Source organism: Streptomyces changanensis (assembly GCF_024600715.1).
GTDB lineage: Bacteria > Actinomycetota > Actinomycetes > Streptomycetales > Streptomycetaceae > Streptomyces > Streptomyces changanensis.
Genome location: NZ_CP102332.1, coordinates 4,306,581 through 4,332,277, shown reverse-complemented (window position 1 = coordinate 4,332,277; position 25,697 = coordinate 4,306,581). Strand labels below are relative to the sequence as shown.

The 25,697-nt window shown below is 74.2% G+C and carries 20 protein-coding genes; 14 read left to right on the top strand and 6 right to left on the bottom strand.

What is annotated here, in order from left to right:
* Positions 1 to 119 precede the first annotated feature (119 nt).
* From NRO40_RS19380 to ppgK, 3 genes are all read left to right on the top strand, one after another.
* Positions 120 to 1,103 carry a 4-hydroxy-3-methylbut-2-enyl diphosphate reductase gene (locus NRO40_RS19380; protein ID WP_058940580.1) on the top strand — a complete coding sequence of 328 codons (984 nt, stop codon included), beginning with the start codon at positions 120 to 122 and terminating at the stop codon, positions 1,101 to 1,103.
* Positions 1,104 to 1,267: 164 nt separating this feature from the next.
* Positions 1,268 to 2,488, top strand: coding sequence for an FG-GAP-like repeat-containing protein (locus NRO40_RS19375; RefSeq protein ID WP_058940579.1), 1,221 nt, complete (start codon positions 1,268 to 1,270; stop codon positions 2,486 to 2,488).
* 186 nt (positions 2,489 to 2,674) lie between these two features.
* The gene (gene ppgK / locus NRO40_RS19370; protein WP_058940578.1) at positions 2,675 to 3,412 is read left to right on the top strand and encodes a polyphosphate--glucose phosphotransferase; all 738 of its coding nucleotides are present in this window, start codon (positions 2,675 to 2,677) and stop codon (positions 3,410 to 3,412) included.
* A gap of 135 nt (positions 3,413 to 3,547) precedes the next feature.
* On the opposite strand, the gene NRO40_RS19365 is transcribed toward ppgK, so the two are convergent.
* On the bottom strand, positions 3,548 to 4,201 hold the full coding sequence (locus NRO40_RS19365; protein ID WP_198549257.1) for a DUF4245 domain-containing protein: 654 nt from the start codon (positions 4,199 to 4,201) through the stop codon (positions 3,548 to 3,550).
* A 136-nt stretch (positions 4,202 to 4,337) separates the two neighbouring features.
* Here NRO40_RS19365 and glpX point away from each other — a divergent pair, with 136 nt between their 5' ends.
* A complete protein-coding gene (gene glpX / locus NRO40_RS19360; protein WP_058940577.1) occupies positions 4,338 to 5,369 on the top strand; it encodes a class II fructose-bisphosphatase in 1,032 nt (343 codons plus the stop codon).
* A gap of 172 nt (positions 5,370 to 5,541) precedes the next feature.
* Here glpX and NRO40_RS19355 read toward each other — a convergent pair whose 3' ends face one another.
* Both NRO40_RS19355 and NRO40_RS19350 read right to left on the bottom strand, forming a co-directional pair.
* The gene (locus tag NRO40_RS19355; protein ID WP_058940576.1) at positions 5,542 to 5,916 is read right to left on the bottom strand and encodes a WhiB family transcriptional regulator; all 375 of its coding nucleotides are present in this window, start codon (positions 5,914 to 5,916) and stop codon (positions 5,542 to 5,544) included.
* Positions 5,917 to 6,153: 237 nt separating this feature from the next.
* The gene (locus tag NRO40_RS19350; protein ID WP_058940575.1) at positions 6,154 to 6,867 is read right to left on the bottom strand and encodes a DUF1707 SHOCT-like domain-containing protein; all 714 of its coding nucleotides are present in this window, start codon (positions 6,865 to 6,867) and stop codon (positions 6,154 to 6,156) included.
* 147 nt (positions 6,868 to 7,014) lie between these two features.
* On the opposite strand from NRO40_RS19350, the gene NRO40_RS19345 reads away from it, so the two are divergent.
* A complete protein-coding gene (locus tag NRO40_RS19345; RefSeq protein WP_257375454.1) occupies positions 7,015 to 8,682 on the top strand; it encodes a fumarate hydratase in 1,668 nt (555 codons plus the stop codon).
* Positions 8,683 to 8,744: 62 nt separating this feature from the next.
* On the opposite strand, the gene NRO40_RS19340 is transcribed toward NRO40_RS19345, so the two are convergent.
* Positions 8,745 to 10,280, bottom strand: coding sequence for a ricin-type beta-trefoil lectin domain protein (locus NRO40_RS19340; RefSeq protein WP_058945486.1), 1,536 nt, complete (start codon positions 10,278 to 10,280; stop codon positions 8,745 to 8,747).
* Positions 10,281 to 10,385: 105 nt separating this feature from the next.
* On the opposite strand from NRO40_RS19340, the gene NRO40_RS19335 reads away from it, so the two are divergent.
* From NRO40_RS19335 to NRO40_RS19325, 3 genes are all read left to right on the top strand, one after another.
* A complete protein-coding gene (locus tag NRO40_RS19335) occupies positions 10,386 to 11,810 on the top strand; it encodes a class II fumarate hydratase (RefSeq protein WP_058945485.1) in 1,425 nt (474 codons plus the stop codon).
* Between the two features lie 204 nt (positions 11,811 to 12,014).
* Positions 12,015 to 12,719, top strand: a complete 705-nt coding sequence (fomD, locus tag NRO40_RS19330; protein ID WP_058945484.1) for a cytidylyl-2-hydroxypropylphosphonate hydrolase — start codon at positions 12,015 to 12,017, stop codon at positions 12,717 to 12,719.
* A gap of 246 nt (positions 12,720 to 12,965) precedes the next feature.
* Positions 12,966 to 15,176 carry an ATP-binding SpoIIE family protein phosphatase gene (locus NRO40_RS19325; protein WP_257375453.1) on the top strand — a complete coding sequence of 737 codons (2,211 nt, stop codon included), beginning with the start codon at positions 12,966 to 12,968 and terminating at the stop codon, positions 15,174 to 15,176.
* A 354-nt stretch (positions 15,177 to 15,530) separates the two neighbouring features.
* On the opposite strand, the gene NRO40_RS19320 is transcribed toward NRO40_RS19325, so the two are convergent.
* Positions 15,531 to 17,801, bottom strand: a complete 2,271-nt coding sequence (locus NRO40_RS19320; protein WP_058944941.1) for a transglycosylase domain-containing protein — start codon at positions 17,799 to 17,801, stop codon at positions 15,531 to 15,533.
* 242 nt (positions 17,802 to 18,043) lie between these two features.
* On the opposite strand from NRO40_RS19320, the gene NRO40_RS19315 reads away from it, so the two are divergent.
* From NRO40_RS19315 to NRO40_RS19290, 6 genes are all read left to right on the top strand, one after another.
* Positions 18,044 to 19,084 carry an SPFH domain-containing protein gene (locus tag NRO40_RS19315; RefSeq protein ID WP_079047481.1) on the top strand — a complete coding sequence of 347 codons (1,041 nt, stop codon included), beginning with the start codon at positions 18,044 to 18,046 and terminating at the stop codon, positions 19,082 to 19,084.
* Positions 19,081 to 19,350 carry a hypothetical protein gene (locus tag NRO40_RS19310; RefSeq protein ID WP_058944942.1) on the top strand — a complete coding sequence of 90 codons (270 nt, stop codon included), beginning with the start codon at positions 19,081 to 19,083 and terminating at the stop codon, positions 19,348 to 19,350. Before NRO40_RS19315 ends, NRO40_RS19310 begins: the two co-directional genes overlap by 4 nt.
* A gap of 416 nt (positions 19,351 to 19,766) precedes the next feature.
* The gene (locus NRO40_RS19305; protein ID WP_058944952.1) at positions 19,767 to 20,669 is read left to right on the top strand and encodes an endonuclease/exonuclease/phosphatase family protein; all 903 of its coding nucleotides are present in this window, start codon (positions 19,767 to 19,769) and stop codon (positions 20,667 to 20,669) included.
* Between the two features lie 95 nt (positions 20,670 to 20,764).
* Complete coding sequence (locus tag NRO40_RS19300) at positions 20,765 to 21,298, top strand: PadR family transcriptional regulator (RefSeq protein WP_058944943.1); 534 nt, start codon at positions 20,765 to 20,767, stop codon at positions 21,296 to 21,298.
* Between the two features lie 146 nt (positions 21,299 to 21,444).
* The gene (locus tag NRO40_RS19295) at positions 21,445 to 22,113 is read left to right on the top strand and encodes an ABC transporter ATP-binding protein (protein WP_058944953.1); all 669 of its coding nucleotides are present in this window, start codon (positions 21,445 to 21,447) and stop codon (positions 22,111 to 22,113) included.
* Positions 22,110 to 24,440, top strand: coding sequence for an FtsX-like permease family protein (locus tag NRO40_RS19290; protein ID WP_058944944.1), 2,331 nt, complete (start codon positions 22,110 to 22,112; stop codon positions 24,438 to 24,440). Before NRO40_RS19295 ends, NRO40_RS19290 begins: the two co-directional genes overlap by 4 nt.
* Before the next feature lie 268 nt (positions 24,441 to 24,708).
* On the opposite strand, the gene NRO40_RS19285 is transcribed toward NRO40_RS19290, so the two are convergent.
* Positions 24,709 to 25,665, bottom strand: a complete 957-nt coding sequence (locus NRO40_RS19285; RefSeq protein WP_079047482.1) for a hydrogen peroxide-inducible genes activator — start codon at positions 25,663 to 25,665, stop codon at positions 24,709 to 24,711.
* Positions 25,666 to 25,697: the final 32 nt, after the last annotated feature.

Here is a 25,697-nt window from a genome sequence, read left to right as displayed (position 1 = left end):
CCTGCCGGGGGGCTCCGGGCGTACGGGTACCCGCGGAGGTACGGAGGCGTGCGGGCCTGCGGAGGCGTGCGAGCGTGCGGGAACTCCGGGCTGATCCACCCACCCTTACGATGGGGGGCATGACTCCTACGCCTCCTGCCCGCCGGGTCCTCCTCGCCGCTCCCCGTGGTTACTGCGCGGGCGTGGACCGCGCCGTGATCGCCGTGGAGAAGGCGCTGGAGCAGTACGGCGCTCCGATCTACGTCCGGCACGAGATCGTCCACAACAAGTACGTCGTGCAGACCCTGGAGCGGAAGGGCGCGATCTTCGTCGACCGGACGGAGGAGGTGCCGGAGGGCTCGATCGTGATGTTCTCCGCGCACGGGGTCGCGCCGACCGTCCACCACGAGGCGGCCGAGCGGAAGCTCGCGACGATCGACGCGACCTGCCCGCTGGTGACGAAGGTGCACAAGGAGGCCGTGCGCTTCGCCCACGAGGACTACGACATCCTCCTCATCGGCCACGAGGGCCACGAGGAGGTCATCGGCACCTCCGGCGAGGCCCCCGACCACATCCAGCTGGTCGACGGCCCGAAGGACGTCGAGAAGGTCGAGGTCCGCGACCCGTCCAAGGTCGTGTGGCTCTCCCAGACCACGCTCTCGGTCGACGAGACGATGGAGACCGTCGACGCCCTGAAGGAGAAGTTCCCGCTGCTGGAATCGCCGCCGAGCGACGACATCTGCTACGCCACGCAGAACCGTCAGCTGGCCGTGAAGCAGATGGGCGCCGAGGCGGACCTCGTCATCGTCGTGGGCTCGCGCAACTCGTCGAACTCCAAGCGCCTGGTCGAGGTCGCCAAGCTGGCCGGCGCGCACGAGGCGTACCTCGTCGACTTCGCCGAGGAGATCGAGGAGGCGTGGCTGGAGGGCGTGTCCACGGTCGGCGTGACCTCCGGCGCCTCGGTGCCCGAGGTGCTGGTCGAGGGCGTGCTGGAGTGGCTGGCGCAGCGCGGCTTCGCGGACGTGGAGATCGTGAAGGCGGCGGAGGAGTCCATCACCTTCTCGCTGCCGAAGGAGCTCCGCCGCGACCTGCGCGCGGAGGCCGCGGCCCTCAACAAGGGCTAGCCGGGTCGAGGCACCAGGCTGGTCCGGGTCGAGACACCAGGGCTGGTCCGGGCCGACGGGCCATCGGCGGGAACGACGTGCCGGTGGCTTGAAACCGTCGGCGCGGTATCTTCCTCCCGCGGCGCGTCGAGCGTCCCTCCGCGCCGCGTCAGGGAGGGAAACACATGCGCACATCACTGCTCCGGCGCCTGGCCACGGCGGCCACGGCGCTGGGGCTCACCTCGCTCGGGCTCCTCGCGGGCGCCGCGCCCGCGCAGGCCGCCATCGGCGACTGCCCGGCGGGGTACTTCTGTGCCTGGAAGACCGACAACGGCACCGGCACCATGTACAAGACGAACACGGACAGGGCGACGCTGGGGGCCTGGGACAACACGTTCCGCTCGGTCGTCAACCGCACGTCCCGGCACGTCTGCCTGCACGACGACCCGAACCACGGCCGGACCGGCTTCGTCGACGCCTGGGCGCCCGACGCGCGGGGCACCGAGTGGGGCCACTCGCAGGGCAACGTCAGCTCGGTGAGGTTCGTCCCCACGTTCCGCGAGTGCCACGCCCCGCCGTTCCCCCAGTGGTACGCCGGCACCGCGCCCCGGGCGAAGGACCACGGCGACCTGAACGCCGACCGCCGGGCCGACTTCCTGGTCCGCGACAAGGCCGGCCGCCTGTGGTTCCTGCCCGGCGACGGCACGGGCAAGCTGGTCGGCAGCGGCGGCTGGAACGTCTTCAACGGCCTCGTCCGGCACGGTGACCTCAGCGGTGACGGCCGCGAGGACGTGATCGCCCGCGAGACGGCCACCGGCAAGCTGTGGCTGTACCCGGGCACCGGCACCGGTGGTTTCGGCGCGCGCACGCTCATCGGGAACGGCGGCTGGAACGCCATGAGCCGGCTCGTCGGCTACGGGGACCTCTCCGGCGACGGCCGCGCGGACCTGCTGGCCGTCGAGAAGACCACGGGCAGGATCTGGCTGTACCCGGGCACGTCCACCGGCACCCCCGGCGCGCGCAAGCTCATCGGCAACGGCGGCTGGAACGCCATGAACGCCCTGGTCGGCGCGGGCGACATGAACGGCGACGGCCGGGCCGACCTGATCGCCCGCGAGGCGTCCACCGGGAAGCTGTGGCTGTACCCGGGCACGTCCACCGGCACGCTCGGGGCGCGGGTGCTGGTCGGTTCCGGTGGCTGGAACGTCATGGACGGCGTCTTCGGCCTGGGCGACGTCACCGGGGACGGCCTCGCCGACCTCGTCGCCACCACCACGGGCGACTTCGTCGGCGAGGAGTGCCGGGGCGTGGGGTGCCAGCTCGTGTACAGGGGCCGCGGCACCGGCTCGGTGGAGCCGGGCATCACGGTGGCCACCGACTGGCAGTGGCTGAACGGCGCCTTCTGACGCCTGCCGGTCCGGCTCCGGTCCTCCCCGTAGGGGCGGGACCGGGGCTCCGGGGAAGGGCTCCCGCCTCCGGGCGGGGGCCCTTCCCCGCGTACGGGGCCGCCGCCGGGGCCCGTCGCGGCCCGGTCCGGGCGCGGTCGACGGTCCTGCCCGTGACGCCGGGCGCCGACCCGTAACGTGGTGTCCATGAACGTCTTCGGAGTGGACATCGGCGGGTCGGGGATCAAGGGCGCTCCCGTGGACCTGGAGCTCGGCGACCTGGCGCAGCCCCGCCACAAGGTACTCACCCCGCAACCATCGACGCCCTCGGACGTCGCGGACCGCGTCGCGGAGGTCGTCACGCACTTCGGCTGGTCGGGGCCGGTCGGCGTGACGTTTCCGGGCGTGGTGACCGGTTCGACGATCCGTACGGCGGCCAACGTCGACAAGGCGTGGATCGACGTGGACGCGGCCGAGCTGCTCGGCGGGCGGCTGGGCGGCCTGCCGGTGACGGTGCTGAACGACGCGGACGCGGCGGGCGTCGCCGAGATGACCCACGGCGCGGGCCGGGGCCGCCGCGGGACGGTCATCCTGCTGACCTTCGGCACGGGCATCGGCAGCGCGGTCTTCACCGACGGGCGCCTCCTGCCCAACACGGAGCTGGGTCACCTGGAGCTGCACGGCAAGGAGGCGGAGAAGCAGGCCTCCACCAAGGTCAAGGAGGACAGGGACCTCAGCTGGCAGGAGTGGGCCCACCGGGTGCGCAAGTACCTCGCCCACCTGGAGATGCTCTTCTCGCCCGAGCTGTTCATCGTCGGCGGCGGGGTCAGCCGCAAGGCGGAGAAGTTCCTGCCCCTGATCGACGACGTGCGCGCGGAGATCGTCCCCGCGCAGTTGCAGAACAACGCCGGCATCGTCGGCGCCGCGATGGCCGCGGCACGCTGACGCCGGCCGGGACCCGGTCCCGGACCCGGCCCGCTGACGCGGGGCCTCGCCCGGACCCACGGACCCGCCCGTCCGGCGCCCGGCAGATGCCGGGCGCCGGACGGGCGGGTCCGTGGGTCGTGTGGGTGGGCGCGCTCAGCCCTTGCCGGCGGCCTCGGGCTCCGCGGCGGCTCCGGACTCCGCGGCGGTGTCGGGCTTCGCGGCGGTCGTGGGCTTCCCGACCGTCGCGGGCTTCCCGTCGGGTGCGGGCGTCTCGGTGGTCGTCGCGGGCTTCCGCGCCTTCTCGGACTTCAGGGCCGCGGCCATCTCGCCGAGGCGCTCGAAGGACGCGGTGCCGGTGACGACCGTCGTGACGCCCTCCTGGCGCAGGACCAGGGCGTCGTACTTCTCGCCCTCCCAGCGCTCCCACGCCCGGCCGGCGATCCGCTGCACCTCGCCCGTGTCCCGGGCGTCGTGGGTGACCTGGACGATGTACCGCGTCGCGGGGCCCGTGGACTGCTCCACGCCGACGTACTCGCGCTCCGGCGTGAGGTAGCCCAGGTGCCAGGAGTCGTCGTTCTGCCGGCTGTACGACACCGACGTCGGGCGCCACTCCTCGCCCAGCCCCTTCGGGGCCAGCACGGGGTAGGGCGCGGCGCGCTGGGCCGTCACCAGCTCGATGCCGTAGTCGACGGGCTTGATCGGGTCGGCCTGGTCGTCGTGCGGGACGAAGAGGTAGATCACCGCCGCGACGGCGCAGATGACCGTCATCGACTGGAACATCCCGCGCACTGTCTGCTTGCCTCGCATACCTGCCACGCCCCCTATGGTCGCATCAGGGCGTCGTGCTCATACGTGGGCCCCTCTGCTCAATTTGTCGACGTACCGATAGAGTCGCAGCACCCTCTTCACCACCGGCCGTCGCCGTACAGAAAGGTGCGCTCCGATGACCGAGCATCATCTGCCGTCCGAACTCGTGGTCTCCCCCGAGGCCCCCGACCGCAACCTCGCCCTGGAGCTGGTCCGCGTCACCGAGGCGGCTGCCATGGCGGCGGGCCGCTGGGTCGGCCGCGGTGACAAGAACGGCGCCGACGGCGCGGCCGTGCGGGCCATGCGCACCCTCGTCAGCACCGTCTCGATGAACGGCGTCGTCGTCATCGGCGAGGGCGAGAAGGACGAAGCGCCCATGCTGTTCAACGGCGAGCGCATCGGTGACGGGACCGGCGCCGAGTGCGACATCGCCGTGGACCCGATCGACGGCACGACGCTGACCGCCAAGGGCATGCCGAACGCCATCGCCGTGCTCGCCGCCGCCGACCGGGGCGCCATGTTCGACCCGTCCGCGGTCTTCTACATGGACAAGCTCGTCACCGGCCCCGAGGCGGCCGACTACGTCGACATCGACGCGCCGGTCTCCGTGAACATCCGCCGCGTCGCCAAGGCGAAGAACTCCACCCCCGAGGACGTCACCGTCGTCATCCTGGACCGGCCCCGCCACGAGGGGATCGTCAAGGAGATCCGCGAGACCGGCGCCCGGATCAAGTTCATCTCGGACGGCGACGTCGCCGGCTCGATCATGGCGGTCCGCGACGGCACCGGCGTGGACATGCTCATGGGCATCGGCGGTACGCCCGAGGGCATCATCAGCGCCTGCGCCATCAAGTGCCTGGGCGGCGTCATCCAGGGCAAGCTGTGGCCGAAGGACGACGAGGAGCGCGGCCGCGCCCTGGACGCGGGCCACGACCTGGACCGGGTGCTCTCCACCAACGATCTCGTCCGCGGCGACAACGTCTTCTTCGTCGCGACCGGCATCACCGACGGCGAGCTGCTGCGCGGGGTGCGGTACCGCTCCGAGACCGCCACCACGTCGTCGCTCGTGATGCGGTCGAAGTCGGGCACGATCCGGCAGATCGACTCGACGCACCGGCTGTCGAAGCTGCGCGCGTACAGCCAGATCGACTTCGACCGGGCCAAGTAGCCGGGCCGGGCGGGCCGGCCCCGGGCCGGGCCGGCGGCGGGGCTTTCGGCGGTACGAAGAGGGGCGCTCCCAGTGCGGTGGGAGCGCCCCTTCTCGTGCGGGCCGTGCCGCGTCGCGCCCGCGGTGGCTCAGGGCCGTGCCGTCCGTGTCGTCCGCGCCGCCCGGCGGGCGGTCAGCCGGCGGCGGCGATCTGCTGGCCGGCCGTCGCCGCCTTCTTCAGCTCCACGTCGCGGCGCCGGCGGCGGGCCAGCACGACGCGGCGCTCGGCGGCGGTGAGGCCGCCCCACACGCCGTACGGCTCGGGCTGGAGCAGGGCGTGCTCGCGGCACTCGACCATGACCGGGCAGCGGGCGCAGACCCGCTTCGCGGCCTCCTCGCGGGCCAGTCGGGCGGCCGTGGGCTCCTTCGAGGGGGCGAAGAACAGTCCCGCCTCGTCGCGGCGGCACACCGCCTCCGTGTGCCAGGGACCACCCTCGTCCTCCCGCGCCGGAACGCGCTGGGACGGGACGGCGGCGACCTGGAGGGGCTGATGCGGCAGTGGCAGCACGGTCTACTCCTGACGACGGCTATCGCGGGCGAGAGAGACGATGCAGCAAGCCCTACCCGCTGTACGCACGCCTATGCACTGCGTGGCGTGTGCTCCCAGGGGGTGGGACGCGGTACGGCCGAAAAGCGACGGTCGAGGTGCGGCGGGCCGCCTTGACCCCGGCCGGCGGCCGACGCGCGCGGGCAGTGGTCGGGCGGTCGGCGGCCCGTGCGCGGGCGGCGGGCGGCCGGCGCGCGGTCAGTGGCCGAGGTGTTTGCGGAGCTTGGCGTGGAGGAGGTCCGCGATGAGCTTGCCGCGCTTGGGGCGCGCCTCGACGTTGCCGAGGACCGTGTAGCCGTTGACGACGACGACCGGCGCCTCGGGGTCGGCGGCCTCCAACGTGACCACCTCGAAGTTGCCGAGGACGCCCGCGCCGTTGCCGCGCAGGGAGACGTTCTCCGGGACGCGCACCTCGACGTTGCCGAGGATCGAGATGGCGTTGACGGTGGTGAGGCGCTGGGTGAAGGTGGCCTCGGTGAGGTCGATCTCGATGTTGCCGAAGAGGGAGAAGGCCGTCGTGCGCGCGGCGACGCGCCACCGGCCGCGGCGGGTGGTGCTGGAGAAGACCGCGACGAGCTTCTCCTCCGGCTCGCCGTACGCCCCGGAGGCGTCGGGGAGGCCGCGGTCCGCGGCGGTGCCCGGGGCGGACCGCGCGTCCGGCGCGGCGGGGAGGTCGCCGACGAGCGGCTCCAGCTCGCCGAGCGTCTTGGCCCGGTACGTGGCGTCGATCCGTTCGGCGTGCTCCTCGGCGTCGAGCCGCCCCTGGGCCAGCGCCTCCGCGAGGATGTCGGCGACCCGGTCGCGGTCGGCGTCCGAGGCCCGCATCGCCGGGGCCGTCCCCGAAACGGCCGCCGGGGCCGGCGCCGCGGGGTGCCGCTCGGGCCGCTTCTGGGGCTGCTTTTCGAGGTCCACCGCGTCAGCGTAGCGAAACGCGATAGATCGCGACCAGAGCGGGATGAGCCTTACCTCACAGACCTCCGGGCGCCGGGGCGTCTTACGCTGGGGGACGCGTTGCCGATGGGGGCCGCGCCGCTGTCTGCCGAGTGAGGAATGGCCGTCATGCCAGAGTTTGCGTACTCCGATCTGCTCCCCCTGGGAGAGGACACCACGCCCTACCGCCTGGTGACCTCGGAGGGTGTGTCCACCTTCGAGGCCGACGGGCGGACGTTCCTCAAGGTGGAGCCGGAGGCGCTGCGGAAGCTGGCAGCGGAGGCCATCCACGACATCCAGCACTACCTGCGGCCCGCGCACCTCGCGCAGCTGCGCCGGATCATCGACGACCCGGAGGCGTCGGGCAACGACAAGTTCGTCGCGCTCGACCTGCTGAAGAACGCCAACATCGCGGCCGCCGGTGTGCTGCCGATGTGCCAGGACACCGGCACGGCGATCGTCATGGGCAAGCGCGGCCAGAACGTGCTGACCGAGGGCGAGGACGAGAAGGCCCTGTCGCGCGGCATCTACGACGCGTACAAGAACCTCAACCTGCGCTACTCGCAGATGGCCCCCCTCACCATGTGGGAGGAGAAGAACACCGGGTCGAACCTCCCCGCGCAGATCGAGCTGTACGCGACGGACGGCGGCGCGTACAAGTTCCTCTTCATGGCCAAGGGCGGCGGCTCCGCCAACAAGTCGTTCCTCTACCAGGAGACCAAGGCGGTCCTCAACGAGACCTCCCTGATGACGTTCCTGGAGGAGAAGATCCGCTCCCTCGGGACGGCCGCCTGCCCGCCGTACCACCTCGCGATCGTCGTCGGCGGCACGTCCGCCGAGTTCGCGCTGAAGACGGCGAAGTACGCCTCCGCGCACTACCTGGACGCGCTGCCGTCCGAGGGCTCCGAGCTGGGCCACGGCTTCCGCGACGAGGAGCTGGAGAAGAAGGTCTTCGAGCTGACGCAGCGCATCGGCATCGGCGCGCAGTTCGGCGGCAAGTACTTCTGCCACGACGTGCGCGTGGTGCGCCTGCCGCGGCACGGCGCCTCGCTGCCCGTCGCCATCGCCGTCTCCTGCTCGGCGGACCGCCAGGCCGTCGCGAAGATCACCGCCGAGGGCGTCTTCCTGGAGCAGCTGGAGACCGACCCGGCGCGCTTCCTGCCCGACACGACGGACGAGCAGCTGGACGAGGCCGGTGACGTGGTGCGCATCGACCTCAACCAGCCCATGGACGCCATCCTCGCCGAGCTGACGAAGCACCCGGTCAAGACGCGGCTGTCGCTGACCGGCCCGCTGGTCGTGGCGCGCGACATCGCGCACGCCAAGATCAAGGAGCGGCTGGACGCGGGCGAGGAGATGCCGCAGTACCTGAAGGACCACCCGGTGTACTACGCCGGCCCCGCCAAGACGCCCGAGGGGTACGCGTCCGGTTCCTTCGGCCCGACGACGGCCGGCCGCATGGACTCGTACGTGGAGCAGTTCCAGGCGGCGGGCGGCTCCAAGGTGATGCTGGCCAAGGGCAACCGCTCGCAGCGGGTCACCGACGCGTGCGGCGCGCACGGCGGCTTCTACCTGGGCTCGATCGGCGGCCCGGCGGCGCGCCTGGCGCAGGACTGCATCAAGAAGGTCGAGGTCGTCGAGTACGAGGAGCTCGGCATGGAGGCGGTCTGGAAGATCGAGGTCGAGGACTTCCCGGCGTTCATCGTGGTGGACGACAAGGGCAACGACTTCTTCCAGGACCCGGCCCCGGCGCCGACCTTCACCTCCATCCCGGTGCGCGGCCCCGGGCTGGTGTGACCGTGTGAGCGCCACGGGCCCGGTCACCGTCACGGTGGCCGGGCCCGTCCGCGTGTCCGGGGCTACGCGAAGCGCTGCTTCGCCGTCCCGTCGCACGCCTGGAGCCGCAGCGGGTCCTTGGCCGCGGCGAGGGTGAGGCACAGGGAGGGCGCCGCGGCGGGGCGCAGGGTCGCGCCGTCGCGGACGAACCGCTGGTGGGCCGCGCCCGAGCAGTTCCACAGGACCAGCGCCCTGCCCGGCTGGTAGGCGGCGCCCGGTACGTCCAGGCAGCGGTCGTGGGTCAGGGCCGTGTGGATCGACCCGCGCGCCGGGTCGTACCACCAGTCCTGGTTGCGCCCGGCGTGGCAGTCCCAGCCGCCGACCGCCGTGCCGTTGCGGGTGACGGCCCCGGAGACGTCCACGCACGTGCCGGTCGCCTCGCCCCGCAGCGGCGTGAACGCGTCGTCCCACGCCCCCGGCCGCAGGACCGGCCTGCCCGTGGACGCCGGGTCGGCGCAGCCGGCCTCGCGGGCGCCCGAGGCGTACAGCTGGGTCAGGCAGGAGGCGAAGGCGGCGTGGCCGGCCGCGTTGGGGTGGAAGGACTGCCGGACGGAGTTCTCGTCCGGCAGTCCGGGCTTGGACAGGTCGACGTACAGGCCGCGCGCCCAGGCGTCGTCCATGCAGACCTCGTGCCCGTGGAAGAGCCGGGAGTTGTCGAGGTACACGGCTCCGGTGTTCGCCGCCGCCCTCCGCATGCCGCGCGCGAAGGCGGGGACGGCCGTGTCGCGGCCCCAGACGGTGTCGGAGTCGTAGCCGAGGCCGCCGCAGACGAGCTTGCCGGGGAAGTCGGGGTTGTCGGGGAAGTCGGGGCCGATGGGACTCGGGTAGCCCATGACGACGAGCTTGTAGTCGCCGTCGGCGTAGCCTGCGTCGCGCATCACGGTCCGCAGGTCGCGGATCGTCTGCTCGACCTTGGGTACGAGGGCGTCGACGCGGGCCTGCCAGCCGGGGGCGTACTTCGGCGCGCAGGGCCCCTGGAGGGTGAGGTAGCGCAGGACGCAGTCGGTCATCACGGGGCCGAACTGGAGGTCGTCGTTGGCGCCGGCCACCAGGAGCACCATCCTGAGGCGGGTGTTGCGGGCCTTGACGGCGAGGTTGTCGCTCTGGACGAGCTCGTCGGCGTACTGCTTGCTGCCGCCGATGCGGATGTGGGGTGTGGCGGCGCCGGAACAGGAGACGTTGTAGGTGACGTCGGCGGGGATGCCGGTGCGGTGGATGGCGGCCTGCGGCGAGCGGTGGCACCAGTTGTCGGGGCCGTTGGTCGGGGGCTCGTACGTGCCGACGCCCTCGCCGGAGATCTCGCTGTCGCCCAGGGAGACCAGGGCGGTCTTCCGCTCGGCGAAGGGGCGTTCGGCGGGGCTGCCGTACAGGGCGGTGGCCTCGGCCGCGCGGACGCGCTCCAGCTCCGGCGGCAGGGGCACCGGGGCGGTGGTCCGCGCGGCGGCGGCCGGGGCGGCGGTGGGCGGGGTCGCCTGGGCGGCGGGTGCGGTGAGGGCGGCCGCGAGCGCGGCGACCGTGACCGCGACCGTGCATCCGAGTTTCCGTCTGGTGCGCGCCATTGCGCCTCCTGGAAGTGGGGTTACCCACGGTTTTTACTGGCCGGTAGAGCAGTTGGGAATAGCGTGCGCCGGACGGGCGCTCAGTTTCTGCGGGAGGTTGGGACGATGACCGACACGAGGGACCAGCGCGGCGGCGCCGACGGCGACCACCGGATCGAGCACGACTCGATGGGGGAGGTACGCGTCCCGGCGCACGCCAAGTGGCGCGCGCAGACGCAGCGGGCCGTGGAGAACTTCCCGGTCTCGGGCCAGCGGCTGGAGCGGGCCCACATCGCCGCGCTGGCCCGGATCAAGGCCGCTGCGGCGAAGGTCAACGCCGAGCTGGGCGTCCTGGACCCGGAGGTCGCCGAGGCGGTGCGGGCGGCCGCGGCGGAGGTGGCGGAGGGCCGCTGGGACGACCACTTCCCCGTGGACGTCTTCCAGACCGGTTCCGGCACCTCCTCGAACATGAACATGAACGAGGTCCTGGCCACGCTCGCGGGCGAACGGCTCGGCGACGGACGGTCCGTGCACCCCAACGACCACGTCAACGCCTCCCAGTCGTCCAACGACGTCTTCCCCTCCTCGATCCACATCGCGGCGACCGCGGCGGTGACCGGCGAACTCATCCCCGCCCTGGAGCACCTGGCCGCGGCGCTGGGTCGGAAATCGGCCGAATTCGCGGACGTCGTCAAGTCGGGCCGCACGCACCTGATGGACGCCACGCCCGTCACCCTCGGCCAGGAGTTCGGCGGGTACGCGGCGCAGGTGCGGTACGGCGTCGAGCGTCTGCGGGCGTCCCTGCCCCGCCTCGCCGAACTGCCCCTGGGCGGTACGGCCGTCGGTACGGGCATCAACACCCCGCCCGGCTTCTCCGCCGCCGTCATCGCCGAGGTGGCGCGGGACACGGGGCTGCCGCTGACCGAGGCGCGCGACCACTTCGAGGCGCAGGGCGCCCGGGACGGGCTGGTCGAGACGTCGGGCCAGCTGCGCACGATCGCCGTCTCCCTCACGAAGATCGCCAACGATCTGCGGTGGATGGCCTCGGGGCCGCGCACCGGCCTGGCCGAGATCCGCCTGCCGGACCTCCAGCCCGGGTCGTCGATCATGCCGGGGAAGGTCAACCCGGTGGTCCCGGAGGCGGTCCTCATGGTCGCCGCGCAGGTCGTCGGCAACGACGCCACCGTCGCAACGGCCGGCGCCGCCGGCAACTTCGAGCTGAACGTCATGCTGCCCGTGATGGCGAAGAACCTGCTGGAGTCGATCCGGCTCCTCGCCAACGCCTCCCGCCTGCTCGCCGACCGGACCGTCGACGGCGTCACCGCCGACGTCGAACGGGCGCGGGAGTACGCCGAGTCGTCGCCGTCCGTGGTGACGCCGCTCAACAAGTACCTGGGGTACGAGGAGGCCGCGAAGGTCGCCAAGCGGTCGCTGGCCGAGCGCAAGACGATCCGCGAGGTCGTCCTGGAGGCCGGGTACGTGGAGCGCGGCGCACTGACGCTCGCCCAGCTCGACGAGGCCCTGGACGTCCTGCGGATGACCCGCCCGTGACGTGCCACTGACGCGCGACCGACGGGCCACTGGCCGAAAAGCGTCGCTCGGGCCACCCGTGTCCGCGTCCGTCCGCCGCGGCCGCCACCCGTGGGCCCCACCGCCCACTCATCGCCGCTGACCTGCGGTGTCGGCGCCCCCTGCGTCGGCGGCCCGTGACGTGGATCGCGGACGGGCGCCCCGGTCCGGTCCTAAGATCTGCGCATGACAGCGGAGACGACGGGCCCGGTACCGGGGGCAGCGGGTGGGGCGGACGACGACGGTGCGCGCTGGGCGCCGGGTGACCGGATCCTGTGGCGGTACCGCGACAACGGCGACGGCCACGTCCACATCTGCCGGCCCGTGACCGTCGTCCGGGACACCCCGGACCTGCTCGCCGTCTGGATGGCGCCCGGCACCGAGTGCGTCAAGCCCGTGCTCGTCGACGGCACTCCCGTCCACGACGAACCGCTCGCCACCCGCTACACCGCTCCGCGCACCACCACGCGGGCGCGGTGGATCGGGACGGGCGTCCTCAAGCTGGCCCGCCCGGACGAACCGTGGTCCGTCTGGCTGTTCTGGGACCACGGCTGGGACTTCCGCAGCTGGTACGTCAACCTGGAGGCGCCGCGGGTCCGGTGGTCCGGGGGCGTCGACTCGGAGGACCACTTCCTCGACATCTCCGTCTTCCCCGACCGCACCTGGCTGTGGCGGGACGAGGACGAGTTCGCCCAGGCCCAGCGCGCCGGGCTCATGGACGCCGCGCAGGCCCGGCGCGTCCGGGAGGCCGGCGCGGCCGCCGTCGAGGTCATCCGGGCCTGGGGCGCCCCGTTCGCGGACGGCTGGGAGAACTGGCGGCCCGATCCGGCGTGGGGCGTGCCGGAGCTCCCGGCCGACTGGGATCGCACCCCGGCGCGCACGGCTCCATGAGACCCTTGATGCGCCCCTGGGGAGTAACCGTAGGATCGTCCTCCGCCGGACGGCCGACCCGGCCCCGCAGCATCAACCACCGAGTACCGGATACGAACTGACCGTAAGTCACCTACGAGGGGGTGGAGCCGTGGCGGAGGTGTGCACGGATCCGTCATCCCGTGTCGACGCCGCACCCAGAGCGGGTATAGCGCCTGACAGAGCGAGTGCATCGCCTCACCGGCCCGGACGGACGGAATCCCACGCGTGACGGAGCAGCCCACGTCCCACGAAGGCCGGCAGCCGTTCGCTGCCCGGCCGCAGGAACGCACCCGGCCCCGGCAGGAGGCCCCCGAGCCGGGCGGCACCTCCCCCGCGCCCGCGCACGGCCGGCCGCGTCCCGGCGCCCCGGTGCCGCCCGGGTCCGGCCGCCGCACGCCCGCGTCGGGCGGCGGCGCGGAGGCGGAGGCGGCCCGGCAGGCGGCCCGGTCGGGCGAGGCGGCCGCCGCCGCCCGGCAGGCGGCCGCGACCCCCGCCGGCAAGCGCGCCGCGGCCGCCCCCGGAGACGCCCGGACGCGCGCCGCCGCGAGCGCGGCCCCGCCCGGCGAAGGCCCGGACGGCGGCGCCGGCGGGCCCCGCGACCTGCCGGACGCCGCCGCCCTGCCGCGCCCCACCAGCGTGTCCGGCGCCGCCACCCCGGCGCACGGCACCCTCCCCGGCCAGTCCGGCGGCACCCCCGGCGGGCCGCAGGAGCCGGTGGGCACCGCGCGGCGCGAGGGCGACCGGCTGCGGTTCGTCGGCGCGGCGACGCGCCGCATCGCGCGCGGCATCGACCTGGACGAGATCGTGCTGGGGCTGTGCCGGGCGACCGTGCCGACCTTCGCCGACGCGATCCTCGTCTACCTGCGCGACCCGCTGCCCGTGGGCGACGAGCGGCCGGTGGACCCGTTCGTCCTCCGGCTGCGCCGCGCCGACCGGCTGCGTCTGACGGGGGACGACACCCTGGACCTGAGCCTCCTCCCGGCCGGCCCCGTCGTCGCGCCCGACACCGAGCAGACCCCGGCCGCCGAGCTGTGCGAGGTCCGCCCCGGCGGCCCGCTGGCGGAGGTGCTGCGCGGGGTCAGGCCGGTGTTCGGCGACTCCGCGGCGGCCCGGGCCGCGCTGCCGGAGCTGGTCGGCGACGGCCGCTCCCTGCCGTCCGGGCACCGCGCGATCCTCGCGCCGCTGCGGGGCCGCCGGCGCGTCATCGGCGCCGCCGTCTTCCTGCGCCGCCCCGACCGCGCGGCCTTCGAGCCGAACGACCTGCTCGTCGCGGCGCAGCTGGCGACGCACACGGCGCTCGGCATCGACAAGGCGGTGCTGTACGGCCGGGAGGCGTACATCGCGGACGAGCTCCAGCGCACCATGCTCCCGGAGAACCTGCCGCAGCCGACCGGCGTGCGCCTGGCGTCCCGCTACCTCCCGGCCGCCGAGACGGCCCGGGTCGGCGGCGACTGGTACGACGCGATCCCGCTGCCCGGCAGCCGCGTCGCCCTCGTCGTGGGCGACGTCATGGGCCACTCCATGACCTCGGCGGCGATCATGGGCCAGCTGCGGACGACGGCGCAGACCCTCGCCGGGCTCGACCTGCCGCCGCAGGAGGTGTTGCACCACCTCGACGAACAGGCCCAGCGGCTGGGCGAGAACCGCATGGCGACCTGCCTCTACGCGGTGTACGACCCGGTCGCGCACCGCATCACCATCGCCAACGCCGGCCACCCGCCGCCCATACTGCTCCACCTGGGCGGCCGGGCGGAGGTGCTGCGCGTCCCGCCGGGCGCGCCGATCGGCGTGGGCGGCGTCGACTTCGAGGCCGTCGAACTGGACGCCCCGGCGGGCGCGACGCTGCTGCTGTACACCGACGGCCTCGTCGAGTCGCGGCTGCGGGACGTGTGGACCGGGATAGAGCAGCTGCGCGAGCGGCTGGCGGCGACGGCCCAGCTGACGGGCCCGGACCACTCGCCGCCGCTGGAGGCGCTCTGCGACGACGTGCTCGACATGCTCGGGCCGGGCGACCGGGACGACGACATCGCGCTGCTCGCCGCCCGGTTCGACGGAATCACGCCGAGCGACGTCGCGTACTGGTTCCTGGAGCCGGAGGACGCCGCTCCGGGCCGGGCCCGCCGGCTGGCCCGCAAGGCGCTGGCCCGCTGGGACCTGGAGGAACTGACGGACTCGGTGGAGCTGCTGGTCAGCGAGGTGGTGACCAACGCCGTGCGGTACGCGTCCCGGCCGGTCACCCTGCGGCTGCTGCGCACCGAGGTGCTGCGCTGCGAGGTCGGCGACGACTCGCCGCAGCTGCCCCGACAGCGCCGGGCGCGCGACACCGACGAGGGCGGGCGGGGCCTGTTCCTGGTCAACCGGCTGGCCCGCCGCTGGGGCGCGACGCGCCTGTCGACCGGCAAGGTGGTGTGGTTCGAATTGCCGACGCCGGGGTGAGCGGCACGGCGGCGGGCGGTGGGCGGGTCCTGGCGGGTGCGGGTCCGGGCACGGCCCCGGCGGGCGCGTGTCCGGCGTACGGGTCCCGGCGGGTGCGGCCGGGCGGCGCGTGTCCGGCGGGCGCGTACGCACCGCGCGGGGGCGCCCGGTGGGTAGCCGATGCGCCGGCCCGCGTCGTTGTCGAAGGCGCGGTCGCGGCGTACGCGCCCGATGGGTATGACGAAGGCGGCCGGGCCCCACCAGGGGCCCGGCCGCCTTCGTCGTACGGCCTGCGGTTGTCGCAGCCGTCTCGCGTACCGCGGGCGCCGCGAGCGCCGGGGCTTGCGGCAAGCGCCCCGGACGGTCGCGCCGGTGCTACGGCCGGATGCGGGCGCCGTCGTCCGGGCCGCCCCCGGTCTCCGGTTCGAAGCCCGACCCGCCGATGGTGCCCGGCTCCGGGCTCCGCGACGGCGAGCTCGACGGCGAGCCCGTGGACTGACTCGGCGTGGGGGCCGGCGGGGGGCTGCTCGACGTGACCGGGTCGCGGGTCGACGGCGACGAGGACGGCGTGGAGCTGGGCTCGTCGTCCGGCGTGTCACTGGGCGAGGGGGACGGCGAGGGCGAGGTGCTCGGGGACGGCGATCCGGTCCCGGGCTCCGGCTGTCCGTCGCCGTACTCGATGACGTCGAGGTCGAAGCGGGCGTCGGAGCCGCCGCCGAGGGCGTCCAGGGTGTAGTCGGCCCAGATGCGAGCGGGGAAGCCGCCGCCGTTGGCGCGGCCGGAGTTGGCCGTGCCGGTCAGGGTGACCTGGGTGCCCTTCTTGGTGTCCTCGCCGAACAGCGCGACCACGGTGGTCAGTTCGGGGGTGTACCCGGCGAACCACGCGGACTTGTTGTTCTCGGAGGTGCCGGTCTTGCCGGCGGCCTGGTAGGCAGGGGTGCTCGCCGCGCGGCCGGAGCCCTCGCGGACGACGCCGGTCAGCACGGAGGTGACGGTGTCCGCGGTCTCCCGGCTGACGACCTGCGCGCCGATCGGGTCGGCCGGCTGCACCGTGCGGTCCTGGTGCTCGGCCGCCTTGACGATCGACGGCGTGACCTTCTTGCCGTGGTTGTCGAGCGTCGCGTACGCACCGGCCATGTCCCAGGTGGAGGCGCCCATCGTGCCGAGGGACATCGCGGGGGACTCGACGAACGCGTCGCCGTCCTTCAGGCCCAGGTCGAGGGCGGTCTTCTTCACCTTGCCGGGGCCGACGTCGACGATCATCTGGGCGAAGACCGAGTTGATCGACTTGTTCATGGCCCGCTGGACGGTGACCTGGCCGTAGCTGATGTCGTCCTCGTTCTCCGGGGCGAACGGGGTGTCGCCGCCCTTCACGGGACGCTTGCTCGTGCCGTCGTAGTGCGTGTTGACGCCGATCCGGCGGCCGTCCTGCGTCCGGGAGGAGTTCTCCAGGGCGGAGGCGAAGACCAGCGGCTTGAAGGTGGAGGCGGGCTGGTAGTCGCGCCGGGTGGCGTTGGACATCCAGTGCTGGGTGGCGCCGACGCCGCCGTACAGGGCGACGACGTGGCCGGTCTTCGGGTCGACGGAGGTGGCGCCGGCCTGGACGGTCGCGTCGACCTCGTTGCCCTCGCGGTCGAGCTGGTCCTCCAGCTCATCGCCGACCGCCTCGACGAGCTCCTTCTGGCGCTTCTTGTCGACGGTGAGGGTGATCGTCCAGCCGCCGGCCCGGATGTCCTCCTCCTTGACGCCCTGCCGCGCCAGCTCCTGGTTGGCGGCCTCGACCAGGTAACCGGTCTGGCCCTCCATGCCGGGGGCGGCCTTCGGGGCCTGCGGCTCGGGGAACACCATCGTCTTGCGGGCGGCCGGGTCCAGCCAGTTCTCCTCGACCATGTTGTCGAGGACGTAGTCCCAGCGCTCCAGGACGAGCTTGCGGCTGGAGGGCGAGGCGGACGTCCAGTCGTACTGGCTGGGGGCCTGGAGCAGCGCCGCCAGGTAGGCGCCCTGCGGGACCGTCAGCTTGTCGGAGTCGACGCCGTAGTACGCCTGCGCGGCGGCCTGGATGCCGTAGGCGCTGCGCCCGTAGTAGCTGGTGTTGAGGTAGCCCTCGAGGATGTCGTCCTTGCTCTTGCGCTGGTCGACCTTGAGGGAGATGACCAGCTCCTTGAGCTTGCGCGTCACGGTCTGGCTCTGGTCGAGGTAGTAGTTCTTGACGTACTGCTGGGTGATGGTCGAGCCGCCCTGCTTGCCCTTGCCGGTCACCGTGTTGACCACGCCGCGGGCCGTGCCCTTGAGGTCGACGCCGGAGTCCTCGTAGAAGGTCTTGTTCTCCGCGGCGACGAACGCCTTCTCGACCGGGTCGGGGATCTTCTCCAGGCCGACGTTGGAGCGGTTGACCTTGCCGCTGCGGGCGAGGATCGTGCCGTCCGCGTACTTGTAGATGTTGCTCTGGAGCTCCGCCTCGGCGTTGGCGGTGGGGACCGGGACGAGCAGGTAGACGGCGTACAAGCCGCCCATGGCGAGCAGGCAGAACACGAAGAGCGTTCCCAGGAGCTTCCGCCAGGTGAAGAAGCGGCGTATGCCTCCGCCACCCCTCTCGGCCCGGCGCGCCCCGCGCTGCCGGGTCCGACGCGATTCCGCTCGGCCCATGGCTCCGTCGCTCCCGTTTGTCGATGTTCGTTCCGTCGCGCTTTTCGGTCACCTACGTCCGGATCAGCTCAGCAAGCTAACCCGCACCAGCCGACATAGACCAACGGATCCTGTCTTTTCCGGACGTGACAAAGAGCACCCGTCCCCAAGGAACCGACTCACAGGGGGTGGACAAGGTTGCGACGCGCGCTAAAGTGATATCACTTTGCTTCACCGAAGAGAGCACAGAATCGGGGGGAACCATGACCACACCCACGTCCGGGGCCGGCGGGACCGCGTCCGGGGCCACGCAGGGGACCGTGAGCGGCACGGCGAGCGGGACGACGGCCGCCGCGTCCGCCACGGCCGGCGTCGCGACGGGCGGCCAGGACGGGACGCGGGCCGCGCAGCCGGGGATACGGGAGTTCGCGGCGTACAGCGTCGGCGGCGGGCTCGCGCTTCTCGCCGGCCTGGTGGGCCTGGCCGCGGGAGTCTGCCTGGTCGTCGCGGGCGCCTCCGTCGGTGAGGACACCTCGCTGGGCGCGCGGGTCGGGCTCATCGCGGCCGGCGTGCTCGTGGGCCTCGCGGCGCTGTTCGCGATGTGCGGGCTCAACATGGTCGCGCCCGGTGAGGCCCGGGTCGTCCAGCTCTTCGGCCGCTACCGGGGGACGGTCCGCAAGGACGGGCTGCGCTGGGTGAACCCCCTGACGTCCCGGGTGGCGATCTCGACCCGCGTGCGGAACCACGAGACCGCGGTCCTGAAGGTCAACGACGCCTACGGCAACCCCATCGAGCTCGCCGCGGTCGTCGTCTGGCGGGTCGAGGACACGGCGCAGGCCATGTTCGAGGTCGACGACTTCGAGCAGTTCGTCTCCACGCAGACGGAAGCGGCGGTCCGGCACATCGCGATCGAGTACCCCTACGACTCCCACGACGAGGACGGCCTGTCGCTGCGGGGCAACGCCGAGGAGATCACCGAGAAGCTGGCGGTCGAGCTGCACGCGCGCGTGGCGGCCGCGGGCGTGCGCATCATCGAGTCGCGGTTCACTCACCTCGCGTACGCTCCGGAGATCGCCTCCGCGATGCTCCAGCGCCAGCAGGCCGGGGCGATGGTGGCGGCGCGCCAGAAGATCGTCGAGGGCGCGGTCGGCATGGTCGAGCTGGCGCTCGACCGGATCGCGGAGCGCGACATAGTGGAGCTGGACCCCGAGAGGAAGGCGGCCATGGTCTCCAACCTGATGGTGGTGCTGTGCGGTGACCGCTCGGCCCAGCCGATCGTCAACACGGGCACGCTCTACCAGTGACCGCCCGCCGTGAGCGCAAGCAGGTGCTGCTCCGCCTCGACCCGGCGGTGTACGAGGCGTTGGCGCGCTGGGCCTCGGACGAGCTGCGCAGCGCCAACTCCCAGATCGAGTTCCTGCTGCGCCGGGCGCTGTCCGAGGCCGGGAGGATGCCCTCGTCGCCGACCCCGCTCCCCCGGCGCGGCCGCCCACCGAAGGAGCCACCGGCCGGACAGCCGCCCGCGCCTCCGCCCCACCCGACGCGGCCCCGGCGGACACCGCCGGAGTAGCCGCCGCCCCGCCCGGGGGGAACCGGGCGGGGCGGCGGGGCGTCACCGTCCGGTATGGACACGGGTGCTTCGACGAGCGGTACCGGCGGCGGTCCGGCGGACGGCTCGGGCGCGCCGGGTACCGGTGGTAGTGGCGCGGCGGGCGGCACGGTTCCGCGGGGTACCGCTGGTGGCGCGGGGGCCGGAGGCCGCGGCGCCGGACCGGCGCGTGGCGCGGGCACGCCGGACACCGCCGGCCGCCCGACGGGTGGCGCGGGCACACCGGATGCGCCGGCCGCCCGGTGGGCGACCCGATGGGCCGAGGCGCCGCCGGCCGCCCGGCGGACGGCGCGGGCGCGCCGGGTGCCGGCGGCGGGCCGGGGCGCGGGACGCGGGGGCGGGACGCGCGGGGGCGGACGGCCTGGTCGCGGGGGCGGGTGGTGGTCGGGCTCGCCGCGCTCGTCGCCTGGCTGATCGTGTTCCACGGGACCGTGCCGGACCTGCCCGGCCGGCCGGCGAGCCTGCTGGAGGCGTTCCTCCCGTGGCTCGGCCTGGCCGTGCCGGCCCTCGTGGTGGCCGCCCTCGGGCGCCGCTCGGCGGTCGCGCCGCTCGCCGCCCTGCTGCCGGCCGCGGCGTGGACGGGCCACTTCGGGGACGGACTGCTGCCGGCCCCTGACGGGCCGTACGACCTCACGGCGGTGCAGCACGACGTCAGCGACGAGAACGCCGACCCGGCCGGCACCGCCCGGGACCTCGCGAGCGTCGGGGCGGAGCTGATCGCACTGGAGGAGGTCACACCGGCGGCGCTCCCGGCGTACCGCGCGGCCCTCGCGGGGCGCTACCCGCACCACGCGGTGCGCGGCACGGTCGGGCTGTGGTCGGTGTATCCGCTCGGCGACGTACGGGCACCGGACATCCGGCCCGCCGGTATCGGCGCCGGGTGGCGGCGCGCGCTGCGGGCGACGGCGGCGACCCCGCGCGGCGACCTCGCGGTGTACGTGGCCCACCCGCCGTCCGTACGGCTCACCGCGCGGCGCGGCTTCGACTGCGTCCGCCGCGACGCGAGCGCCGAACTGCTGGGGGCGGCCCTGGCGGCCGAGCGGCTGGACCGGGTGGTCCTGCTCGGCGACCTCGACGGCACCGTCGACGAGCGCGGGCTCGCGCCGCTCACCGCGCGGCTCGACACCGCGCGCTCCCGCCCGGCCTTCAGCTGGCCCGCGTCGGCACCCCTGGCCCGCATCGACCAGGTCCTTGCCCGCCGCGCCGAGGTGACACGCGTGTGGACCCTGCCGCGGACCGCCTCGGACCACCTGCCGGTGGCGGCGCGCCTCAGCTACTGACGACCGGGGGCACCGGCAGCGAGCAGCGGGCAGGCGAGCGCAGGGAACCGGCCACGTATACACGACGTGTATACGCCGGGTGTACAGTGGCGTCCATGTCCATCGGTCACACCCTCCTCGGCCTCCTGGAGGCCGGGCCGCGCCACGGCTACGACCTCAAGCGCGCCTTCGACGAGAAGTTCGGCCACGATCGGCCGCTCCACTACGGGCAGGTCTACTCGACCATGGCCCGGCTCCTGAAGAACGGGCTCGTCGAGGTCGACGCCGTCGAGCCGGGCGAGGGTCCCGAGCGCAAGCGGTACGCGATCACCGGGGCCGGCGTCACCGACGTCGAGCGGTGGCTCACCAGCCCCGAGAAGCCGGAGCCGTACCTCCAGTCGACGCTGTACACGAAGGTGGTGCTCGCCCTGCTCACCGGCCGCAGCGCCACCGACCTGCTCGACACGCAGCGCGCCGAGCACCTGCGGCTGATGCGGGAGCTGACCCGCCGCAAGAAGGGCGGCGACCTCGCCGACCAGCTGATCTGCGACCACGCGCTGTTCCACCTGGAGGCCGACCTGCGCTGGCTGGAACTGACCGCCGCGCGCCTGGACCAGCTCGCCGAGACGGTCCGGGGGGCGGCCCGGTGACGGCGGACGGGACCGCCCACGGGGCCACGCACGGAACGGCCACGACGACAGCGACGACGGGGACAGGGACGCCGTCGGGGACGGGGACGGCCACGCCGTCGGAGGCGCCCGGCGCGACGGGTGGCGCGACGGGCGCGTCGGCGCCGCTGCTGCGCGCCGAGGGCCTCGACAAGGCGTACGGCCCGACCACGGCCCTGGCCGGGGTGTCGTTCGCCGTCCAGGCCGGCGAGGTCGTCGCCGTCATGGGCCCCTCCGGCTCGGGCAAGTCGACGCTGCTGCACTGCCTGGCCGGGATCGTCCGCCCGGACTCCGGCACGGTGACCTACGACGGGCGCGACCTCGCCACCCTGTCGGACGCCCGGCTGAGCGCGCTGCGCCGGGGCGACTTCGGGTTCGTGTTCCAGTTCGGCCGGTTGGTGCCGGAGCTGACCTGCGCGGAGAACGTCGCCCTGCCGCTGCGCCTGGCCGGCGAGCGCCGCAGGTCCGCCGAGCGGCGGGCGGTGGAGTGGCTGGAGCGCCTGGAGACCGCCGACATCGCCGGCAAGCGGCCCGGGGAGGTCTCCGGCGGACAGGGCCAGCGCGTCGCGGTCGCCCGCGCCCTGGTCACCGCGCCCCGCGTGGTCTTCGCCGACGAACCGACGGGCGCCCTGGACTCACTCAACGGCGAACGGGTGCTGGAGCTGCTCACCGACGCGGCCCGGGACACCGGCGCCGCCGTCGTCCTCGTCACGCACGAGGCGCGGGTCGCCGCGTACGCGGACCGCGAGGTCGTCGTGCGCGACGGCCGGGTGCGGGACCTGGCGGGTGTGGCGTGAGCGGTCCGCGCGGCGCCCTGCGGGATCTCGGGCTCGGCGCGCGGTTCGCCGTCACGGGCGGCCGCCGCTCCTGGGCGCGTACGGTCCTCACGGCGGTCGGGGTGGGACTGGGGGTGGCCCTGCTGTTCGTCGCCGCGTCGATCCCGCACATGCTGGAGGCCCGCGAGGGCCGCACCGACGCGCGGCAGGCGTCCCTGGACGAGGCGCCCGTCTCGGCCCGCTCGTTCCGGTACGTCGAGGTCTCCACGCTGTACCGCGACGACACCGTCCACGGCGTGGCGCTGCGCCCCGACGGCCCGGACGCTCCCGTGCCGCCCGGGGTCGCGGCGCTCCCCGGGCCGGGCGGGATGGTCGTGTCGCCCGCCCTCGCCGAGCTGCTCGCCTCGCCGGAAGGGGCGCTGCTGAAGGGCCGCTTCCCCTACCGGCAGGTGGGCACCATCGGTGACGCGGGCCTCGCCGGACCCGGCGAGCTGTTCCTGTACGCCCACGACCCCGGGATCGCCGACGCGCCCCGGGCGTCGCGCGCCGACCGGTTCGGGCACGGCACCGGAGAGCGGCCCCTGGAGGGCCCGCTGCTGCTGATCGTGGTCCTGGCCTGCGTCGTGCTGCTGCTGCCGGTCCTGGTGTTCGTGGCGGTGGCGGTCCGCTTCGGCGGGGAGCAGCGCGACCGGCGGTTGGCGGCGCTGCGCCTGGTCGGCGCGGACGCGGGCATGACGCGGCGCGCCGCCGCGGGCGAGGCACTGGTGGGAGCGGTGTTCGGCCTGGTGCTGGGCGGGGTGTTCTTCCTGCTGGGCCGGCAGCTCGCGGGCCGGGTCACGGTGTGGAACGTCAACGCCTTCCCCGGCGACCTGGTCCCGGAGCCGGTGCTCGCGGCCGCCGTGGTGACGGCGGTGCCGCTCTGCGCGCTCGTCGTGACCCTGTTCGCGCTGCGCGGCGTCGTCGTCGAACCACTGGGCGTCGTCGCGGGCCGTGTGCCGCGGCCCCGGCGGTCGTGGTGGCGCCTGGTGCTCGCCGCGTCCGGTCTCGCGCTGCTGCTCCCCGCGGGGCGGCTGTACGCCGAGGTCGCGTCGCTCGACACGTACCGGGTCGCCGTCGGCGCCCTGCTGGCGCTGACGGGGTTCACCGCGCTGCTGCCGTGGCTGGTGGAGGCGGCCGTGCGGCCGCTGCGCGGCGGCCCGCCCTCCTGGCAGCTGGCGGTGCGCCGGTTGCAGCTGGGCAGCGGTACCGCGACCCGCGCGGTCGGCGGGATCGTCGTCGCGGGAGCCGGGGCCATCGCCCTGCTGATGATGTTCGGCGCGGTGCAGAGCGACTTCATGCGGCCGACGAACATGGACGAGGCACGCGCCCAGCTGCAGGTGTGGTCGGCCACGGCGGACGCCCGGACGGCCCGCGGGCTGATCGACGAGGTGGACGCGGCGCCGGGCGTGGAGGGCGTCGTCGGTGTCGTCCAGGCGGGCGCCCGGCGACCCGGTCCGCTGCGCCCCGGCGAGGGCTTCGTCCCGCGGACCGCGCTGACCGTCGCGGAGTGCCCGTCCCTGCGCGAGCTGGGCGAGCTGCCCTCCTGCCGGGACGGGGACGTCTTCATCGCCCGTGCGCACGGCCGGGAGGGCCCGGACGACGCGTACCTGGCCGAGACGGCGCGGCCGGGCGCGCTGGTGGACCTGCGCGACGAGGGCGAACGGCCGGTGCTGTGGCGGGTCCCGGCGACGGCCCGGCTGGTGGACGCGCGCCGCGACCCGATGGGCGGGATGCCGTTCGGGATCCACGCGACGCCCGGCGCGCTGGACGCGGCGCTGCTGGAGGACGCCGAGACGGTGGTGATGGTCCGGCTGGACCCGGCCGTGCCGGACGCCGATGAGCACGCGCGGAACGCGGCGGCGCGGGTCGATCCGCTGGCGCGGGTGGAGGGCATCCAGGACATCGAGCGGGACCGGCAGTACACCAGCGTCCGCACGGGGGTGCTGGCCGCGGCCACGGTGACGATGGGGCTGATCGCGCTGTCCCTGCTGGTGTCGATGGTCGAGCAGCTGCGGGAGCGCCGCGGGCTGCTGGCCTCCCTGGTCGCCTTCGGCACGCGCCGTACGACGCTCGGCTGGTCCGTGCTGTGGCAGACGGCGCTGCCGGTGGCGCTCGGGCTGGCGATCTCCGTGGCGGGCGGGCTGGCGCTGGGGGCGGCGCTGCTGCGGATGATCGACAAGACGGTGGTCGACTGGTGGGTGTTCCTGCCGGTGGTGGGGGTGGGCGCGGGGCTGGTACTCGTGGTGACGCTGCTTAGCCTGCCACCCCTGTGGCGCCTGATGCGCCCGGACGGCCTCCGCACGGAGTGACCCGCCGGCTCCGGGCGGCAGCCGCGGCCGTACGCGACGGGCGGCGGGCGACCGGCACGTCCGTACGCCGCCGACCGGGGCCCCGTGCGTCCGCCGTCCACCGGCCGCCGACCACCTGACCGCCGACCCGCCGACCCGCCGACCGCCCGACGCCGACCGCCGACCGGGGCCCGTGCGCCCGGCCGTCCACCGGCGACCGGGCGTACGGGCGTGCCCCGGCCGGGGCGCCCCGCCGCTCGCGGTGGGCGCGCCCCGGCCGTTCCGGCGCTCAGGGGCTGTCGACCCGGGCGACCCGCACGGGCAGCGAGGCCAGGGCCTCGCGCAGCGCCCCGGCCAGCTCCTCGAACTCCGCCTGCCGGGCCGCCCCGGTCCGCATGGCGAGGGCGATCCGGCGCGACGGGGCCGGATCGGCGAAGTACCCGGTGACCAGGCTGGGGTTGCGGCCGGTCTCCACCTTCACGGCGGTGCGCGGCAGCAGGGTCACGCCGAGCCCGCCGGCCACGAGCTGGACGAGCGTCGACAGGCCCGCGGCCGTCGTGGTCACGGCGGCGCCGTCCGTGCGGCCGGCCTCCCGGCAGATGTCGAGGGCCTGGTCACGCAGGCAGTGCCCCTCGTCGAGGAGCAGCAGGTGCAGTTCGCGCAGCGCGTCGCGCGGGATGTCGGTGCGGCCGCCGAGCCGGTGGTCGTCCGGCGTGACCAGCACGAAGTCCTCGTCGAAGAGCGGGAGCTCGGTGACGCCCGGGACACCGAGCGGCACGGCCAGCAGCAGGACGTCCAGCCGCCCGGCGGCGAGGCCCTCCACCAGCGAGTACGTCTGCTCCTCGTGCACCTGCAGGTCGAGCTCCGGGTACCGCTCGTGGACGAGCCGCAGGACGGTCGGCAGCAGGTACGGGGCGACGGTCGGGATCACGCCGAGCCGCAGGACGCCCGTGAAGGGCGCCTGGACGGCCTCCGCCTCCTCCAGCAGCTCGCCCACCGCGTCGAGCACGGCCTTCGCCCGTACCGCCAGGCGCTCCCCCGCCGGGGAGAGCAGGACCCTACGGGTCGTACGCTCCAGGAGCTGGACACCGAGTGCCTCTTCGAGTGCCGACACCGCGCCCGAGAGGGCGGGCTGGCTCATGCCGATCGCGGCCGCCGCGTCCCGGAAGTGGAGGTGCTCGGCCACTGCCACGAACGCGCGGAGCTGCGCCAGGCTGGGCTGTTTACCCTTTTGTAGGGATGTCATGGAGGAGACCACTGATAACCACCTTCGATCAA